This is a genomic window from Pseudomonadota bacterium, from assembly GCA_010028905.1.
Classification (GTDB): Bacteria; Vulcanimicrobiota; Xenobia; order RGZZ01; family RGZZ01; genus RGZZ01.
This window is the reverse complement of record RGZZ01000306.1, coordinates 1-6209: the sequence shown is the minus strand read 5'-3', so window position 1 is coordinate 6209 and position 6209 is coordinate 1. Positions and strand designations below refer to the sequence as shown.

Genomic DNA, 6209 nt, shown 5'->3' with positions numbered 1-6209 from the left:
CCTGAGGAGGCGCCTATGGCGCGTCCGATCAAACCTGAGGAGGCGCCTATGGCGCCTCCGATCAAACCTGAGGAGAGTCGATTCATGCGTCTTCGAACCCTGCTCCTGTTCGGCGCGCTGGCCTTCGTGCCCGCCGCCCACGCCACACCGGCCACGTCACCATCCGCCATCTGCGACGCCGCGTCACAGAGCCCCACGCTCTCCCAGACAGGGCAGTCTGATGCGTCGGTGGCCATCCCGAAGGTCATGGCGCGGCAGGCCCAGGCGTGGAACAAGGGAGACCTCGAGGGATTCATGGACGGCTATGCGCGGTCGGCTGACATCACCTACACTGCGGGGGGCGTTGTGGTGACGGGCTGGCAGCCGCTGATGGAGCGCTATCGGGCGCGCTATGGCAGCGCGCCTGAGACCATGGGCACGCTGCGGTTCGAGAACCTGCGTGTCACCCCGCTGGGGAAGGATGCGGCCCTCTGCGTGGGGCAGTGGTTCCTCGAGCCTGCCATGGCTGGCTCCAGGCCAGGCTCTTCTCCCTCCCAGGTGTCTTCCGAGGAGCCCGTGGTGAAGGGGGGGCAGGCTGACGCTCGCCCTCGCCCTCGCCCCATGGACGGGGTCTTCAGTCTGGTCTGGGTGCGGGGCGACCGTGGGTGGCGCATCGTTCACGATCACTCGTCGCTGCGGGTGACGAAGTGACCGTGACGTCCGGCGCCTTTGCAGACCGCACGGTGGTGGTGACCGGGGGCGCGCAGGGCATCGGGGCGTTCATCTCGCTCGCTTTCGCGCGAGAAGGGGCCTTCGTGGTGATGGCCGATCTCGACACCGAGGCCGGACGCGAGCACGAGCAGACCCTTGTGCAACAGGGCCTGAAGGGCGCCTTCATGACCTGCGACGTGTCCGACGATGAAAGCGTGCGCGCGCTCTTCGACGCGGTCGAAGAGCAGCGAGGCGCGGTGCACGTGCTGGTGAACAACGCCGGCGTGCACGACACGCGCCCCCTCTGGGAGCGCGATATGGCCACGTGGCACCGCATCATCGCCATCAATCTCACGGGGCCGTATCTCTGCGCGCGACACGCGCTTGCGCTCATGCCCGAGGGGAGCGCCATCGTCAACATCGCATCGACCCGCGCCCGCATGTCGGAGCCGCACACCGAGCCGTACTCGGCCTCGAAGGGCGGTCTGCTCTCGCTCACCCACGCCCTTGCGGCGTCGCTGTCTGAGCGCCGCATCCGCGTCAATGCGGTGAGCCCCGGCTGGATCGATGTGACCCCCCATCAGAAAGCGTCGAAGCGGCAGCCCGAGGCGCTGCGTGAGGTCGACCATGCCCAGCATCTGGTGGGGCGGGTGGGGACGCCCGATGATGTGGCGCAGGCGTGTCTATTCCTGGCCGATGGGTCTCGGGCCGGCTTCATCACCGGCACCGACCTGACGATAGATGGGGGCATGACGGTGAAGATGATCTATGCCGATTGACTTGCACCCCGGAGGCGTTCTCCCCTCGTATGACGGGCGGGGCATCTCGAACCTTCCGGCCACCATTGTCGAGGCCTTCGGGGGCCGCATCGACGGTCATCCGCCTCTCTCCGAGCAGGTGCTTCCGCGCGCGTTCTTCGACGGCGTGCGCACCATCGTGCTCGTATTGGTCGATGGGCTCGGCCTTCACCGCTATCGGCGGGCGGTTGGCGCGCACCCTCACCTGTCGCTGGCCGCGCTCGCCCGAAACGGGTTCGAAGGTGAGCTCACGTCGGTGCTCCCGTCGACCACCACCACCGCCCTCGCCACCCTGAACACGGGGCTCACGCCCCAAGAGCACGGGTTGATGGGCTACAAGCTCTATCTGCGCGAGGTCGATGAGACCGCCAACATGATCCGCTTCAGCCCGGTCGACAAGACCATGCCGTATCCCCGACGGCGCATCAACGCCCAGAGCTTCTTCGATCACGTGACGCTCTACCAGCGGTTGAGCGAGCTCGAGGTCTCATCGCGGGTGATCATCAAGAGCGCCTATGCCTCATCGGCCATGTCGCGCATGTTCTACCGCGGAGCCGAGGTCGTGGGGCACGCCGGCACCCACGACGCCTTCGTCTACCTGCGGCGCATGCTCGAGCAGCGCGACGGCGCACCTTCGTTCATCTACGTGTACTGGGACCCCATCGACAGCGTCTCGCACTACACCGGACCCGACAGCGACGAGGTGGACGCCGAGATCACAGGCCTTGCTGACGCGCTGCGTCGTCACGTGCTCGAGCGCCTGCGGGCCCCGGATGTGGCGCTGCTCATCACGGCTGATCATGGGCATGTGCACACGAGACCCACGCAGCGGCTGGCCTTCAATGACCACCCAGACCTGCTTCGGCTGCTCGAGCGCCCGCCCACGGGAGACAGTCGGCTGCCGTATCTGCACGTGCGCGAGGGGGCGCACGATGAAGCGCGGACCCTCGTCGAGCGTCACTTCGGGGCACCTGTGCGCTGGCACGACACCGAGCGCGCGCTGGCCGAGGGCTGGTTCGGCATCGGCGACATCCATCCGGAAGCCCGCTCTCGCGTGGGAACATCGCTTCTCGACGTGGCCGCCGGATGGAAGGTCACCTACCGCTATCGCGAGGGTGAGCCGGAGTCGATCGGCTGCCACGGGGCCCTCGATACCGAGGAGATGCTGGTGCCGCTCATCGCGTCACGCCTGTAGGGCCAGGGGGTTGAGCGGCCCGTGTCGTGACGACGCTCAGGGCCCGCGCTATCTGCGCGTGTCGGATGCCCAGACGGCTTCGCGGTTGCGGCTGTAGATGACGAGGTTGCCGTCATCCTGAACCTGCAGCACGCCGCCCCTGGCCTTGCGGTAGGTATCGCTGGCCCACACAGACTTGTTGTCCGGACCGTACAGCACGAGGTTGCCGTCGCGCTGCATGGTGAGTCGCGCCACCACGGCCCGTCGGGTGTTGGTGGACCACAAGACCCGATCGTGGTCGCCTTCGTCGTAGAGGACGACGTTCCCATCGCTCTGCACCCGCAAAGAGAAGCGACGGTTCCTCGAGATCAGGCGCTGACCCGTGAGCAGCGACTCACCGCTGCCGAGCACATACCGCTGCGCAGCGGAGTAGGGCTTGATCGGCAGCCCGAAGCCCGATGATGGACCGTCTCCCGTCGGTTGGGCCACGGCACCGCTAGAGGGGTTCAAGAGCGTCTGAAAGGTGAGGAAGAACGCCGCGCCCAGGGTGATTGCGGCCCGAGCCTGCGCGTGTCGTGCCATCAGTGCATGCCTCCATCGTGATGCGTCTGGGTTCGGCGCGCGCTTCGGCACTTCCCTGCGCGCTCTCTTGCGGGTCTCGGCTTCCTCGGAAGCAGTTCGGCCGCGCTTCTAGCCGTCAGAGGCTTCGTTCGCGCCCGTGCCCTCGGGGCCTCGACTGCCCTCACGACGCTTCGCGGTGCGTGACAGCCAGCCGATCTTTCGGCGGGTGGGGCTCCCGCTGGGCGCCGACTGCTCGAAGTGCTCGATGGTGATGCGCTGCACCACCTCGGCGAGCTTGTCCGGGTCGTGACGCACGAGGTTGGTCTCGCTGATGAGGCTGGCAGCCACAGGTCGCACGCCCATGCGCCGGATCTCATCGACGTCCGGCTCCACGGGGAAAGCGCCCTCCGCCTCGTAGCGGTCGAGCACCTTGGTGGGGATCTCGGAGTTCACAAGCGTCACGTCGACGATGCGTCGCCCCGCGTGCTTGAAGATGGCCTTCAGATGATCGGCCGCGGTGTAGCGGTCGGTCTCTCCCGGCTGGGTCATGACGTTGCAGACATAGATGCGCAGCGCCTTCGTCTCGGCGAGGGCGTCGACCACGCCCCGCACCAGCAGGTTGGGCAGAACACTGGTGTAGAGGCTTCCGGGGCCGAGAATCACGGCGTCGGCCTCTCGAATGGCCGTGAGCACCTCCGGCATGGCCTCGCAGTCAGACGGAGACAGCCAGACGCGCCGTACCTTCTTGCGCTGACGCGAGATCTCCGATTCCCCCTCGACGATGGTTCCATCGTCGAACTCGGCCGAGAGCGATGTCTGGCTGAGCGTCCCGGGAAGAACCTTGCCGCGGATGGCGAGAATCTTGCTCGAGAGCTCGATGGCCTTGTCGAAGTCGCCGGCCACGTCGGTCATTGCGGCGAGGAACAGGTTGCCGAAGCTGTGCCCGGCGAGCTCGCCGCCTTCACTGAAGCGGTACTGGAAGAGCTCGCTGAGCATGAGGTCGTCATCGGCGAGGGCCACCAGGCAGTTGCGGATGTCTCCAGGAGGAAGCAGACCGCGCTCCTTGCGCAGCCGTCCGGAGGAGCCGCCGTCGTCAGACACCGCGACCACCGCCGTGATGTTCGAGGTGTAGGCCTTGAGGCCGCGCAGCAGGCTCGAAAGGCCCGTGCCCCCGCCCACGGTGACGAAGCTCGTGCTCTTGGCCAGGGCCATGCGCTCGTACATCACATCGACGAGGCGCCGAGATCCATAGGGCGCCACAGCGCGGTAGATGACCGAGAACCACCGCTGGATGCCCCCCACCATGAGCACGATGCCCGCCGTCATGAGCACCAGGTAGAACGCCCAGAACGGCACCAGGTTTCCCGTCAGGTCGTTGAAGGGGCGTACCACGTGCGCCTGCAGCCAGTACGCCCAGCGGAACTTCACATACAGAACGATGCCGATGGTGAAGAGCACGAGGCCGGTCGATGAGAGGAAGAGCCAGCGCTTCACCCCCATGCCGGGGTGGAGCCACTTGAAGAGACGCCGGAGGCGGTTCATCGGTGAACGTCTCGGTGCTTGATGACCACCTTGAAGCTGCTCGACTGCATGTGGCGCGCCAGCTCGTTGGCGAGCGTGATGGAGCGGTGCTTGCCCCCCGTGCAGCCGATGGCCACGGTGAGATGGGTCTTGCCTTCCTGCACGTACTCGGGAATGAGGAAATCGGTCATCTGGTAGAGGTGGTCGAGGAAGGCCTGGGCCTTGGCCTGGGCGAGCACGTAGTCTCGCACGTCGGCGTCGTTGCCGGTCTGATCGCGCAGCGACGCCACGTAATACGGGTTCGAGAGGAATCGCACATCGAACACGAGGTCGGCGTCCATCGGAAGCCCGTACTTGAAGCCGAACGAGAGAATGGTCACCATGATGCGGCCGCCCGCCGGCGGGGCCGCGATGCGGGAGATGATCTCTTCCTTCAGGCGGGTGGGGGAGAGAATCGACGTGTCGAGGATGAGATCGGCGCGCGTGCGCAGGTTCTCGAGCAGCTTGCGCTCGTGCCGGATGTCATCGAGAACGCGCCCGCCCGAGCTCAGCGGGTGCTTTCGGCGGGTCTCCGAGAAACGGGTGACCAGGGTCTGATCGGAGGCATCGAGGAAGATCACCTGGAATGGAACGCCATCGCGCCGCATCTCGTCGAGGGCCGAGTCGAGCTCTCGGAAGAAGTCGCGGCCGCGGATGTCGATGACCAGGGCCACGTTCTGGATCTCGGAGGTCGCGCACAGCTGGGCGAACTTCGGGAGCAAGGCGGGAGGCAGGTTGTCGACGCAGAAGAAGTTCAGGTCTTCGAAGCAGCGGCTCGCCAGAGACTTGCCTGCGCCCGAAAGACCTGTGATAATGATGAAGTTGCTGGTTGACGCCGCGCGGGCCTCGTCTTGTTTCTGAAAAGTGCCGGGGTCGCGCCAGGAGACGCGCCGGGGCTTTGCGAGCATTCCCGCCGCAAGCGCGCCCTTCCTGTCGCCCACCGCACCCGTCGCCCATTCCACCCACCGAGGAGCCGCAGCGCCCTTGCCCGACACACAGGCCATCGAACTTCTCCGCAAGTCCATCAAGCGCTACAACGAATGGAAGTCCGTGCGACCCGAGGGGGTCGATCTTGAGGGGGTCGACCTGGCCGGCCTGCGCCTCGCCGGCGCCGATCTCATCGGTGTGAACCTGAAATCGGCCGACCTCAGCGGCGCCGATCTCACGGGCGCCAACCTCCACAACGCGGTGCTCTACCAGGTGAACGCCAAGGGGGCACTGCTCGCCCGCTGCCGCCTCGACGAGGCCTATGCCGCCGACGCCGATTTCGAGGGCGCCGACATGACCCAGGTGCTCGCCACCCAGGCCAATTTCTCGCGCAGCGTGCTGCGCGGGGTCCGATTCGATCACGCGAAGCTGCTCAACGCCACGCTCGATGGCGCCGACCTCACCGAGGCGCGCATGGTGGGGGCCCTGCTCGTCGGCAC

Annotated in this window: 7 protein-coding genes; 4 read left to right on the top strand and 3 right to left on the bottom strand. The window is 66.4% G+C overall.

Features of this window, described 5'->3' with window-relative positions; translation table 11 throughout:
• Positions 1 to 15 precede the first annotated feature (15 nt).
• Genes EB084_17560 through EB084_17550 form a run of 3 tightly spaced genes read left to right on the top strand, consistent with a single transcriptional unit; the run spans position 16 to position 2682 of the window.
• Positions 16 to 690, top strand: a complete 675-nt coding sequence (locus EB084_17560; GenBank protein ID NDD30066.1) for a DUF4440 domain-containing protein — start codon at positions 16 to 18, stop codon at positions 688 to 690.
• 2 nt (positions 691 to 692) lie between these two features.
• Positions 693 to 1469, top strand: coding sequence for an SDR family oxidoreductase (locus EB084_17555; protein ID NDD30065.1), 777 nt, complete (start codon positions 693 to 695; stop codon positions 1467 to 1469).
• Positions 1459 to 2682 (top strand): hypothetical protein, encoded by a 1224-nt coding sequence (locus EB084_17550; protein ID NDD30064.1) that lies wholly within the window; start codon positions 1459 to 1461, stop codon positions 2680 to 2682. Before EB084_17555 ends, EB084_17550 begins: the two co-directional genes overlap by 11 nt.
• 48 nt (positions 2683 to 2730) lie before the next feature.
• Here EB084_17550 and EB084_17545 read toward each other — a convergent pair whose 3' ends face one another.
• From EB084_17545 to rapZ, 3 genes are all read right to left on the bottom strand, one after another.
• Complete coding sequence (locus tag EB084_17545) at positions 2731 to 3243, bottom strand: hypothetical protein (protein ID NDD30063.1); 513 nt, start codon at positions 3241 to 3243, stop codon at positions 2731 to 2733.
• A 108-nt stretch (positions 3244 to 3351) separates the two neighbouring features.
• Complete coding sequence (locus EB084_17540) at positions 3352 to 4764, bottom strand: YvcK family protein (protein NDD30062.1); 1413 nt, start codon at positions 4762 to 4764, stop codon at positions 3352 to 3354.
• Positions 4761 to 5690, bottom strand: coding sequence for an RNase adapter RapZ (gene rapZ, locus EB084_17535; protein NDD30061.1), 930 nt, complete (start codon positions 5688 to 5690; stop codon positions 4761 to 4763). The genes EB084_17540 and rapZ overlap by 4 nt, the downstream gene beginning before the upstream one ends.
• A 76-nt stretch (positions 5691 to 5766) precedes the next feature.
• On the opposite strand from rapZ, the gene EB084_17530 reads away from it, so the two are divergent.
• Positions 5767 to 6209 (top strand): pentapeptide repeat-containing protein (locus tag EB084_17530; GenBank protein ID NDD30060.1); only part of this gene is annotated, 443 nt, incomplete at its 3' end.

What these genes read in the sequence shown, in the direction of transcription:
- EB084_17560 (NDD30066.1), top strand. Translation starts at nt 16, where the DNA reads ATGGCGCGTCCGATCAAACCTGAGGAGGCGCCTATGGCGCCTCCGATC.
- EB084_17550 (NDD30064.1), top strand. Translation starts at nt 1,459, where the DNA reads ATGCCGATTGACTTGCACCCCGGAGGCGTTCTCCCCTCGTATGACGGG.
- EB084_17545 (NDD30063.1), bottom strand. Translation starts at nt 3,243, where the DNA reads ATGGCACGACACGCGCAGGCTCGGGCCGCAATCACCCTGGGCGCGGCG.
- EB084_17540 (NDD30062.1), bottom strand. Translation starts at nt 4,764, where the DNA reads ATGAACCGCCTCCGGCGTCTCTTCAAGTGGCTCCACCCCGGCATGGGG.
- rapZ (NDD30061.1), bottom strand. Translation starts at nt 5,690, where the DNA reads ATGCTCGCAAAGCCCCGGCGCGTCTCCTGGCGCGACCCCGGCACTTTT.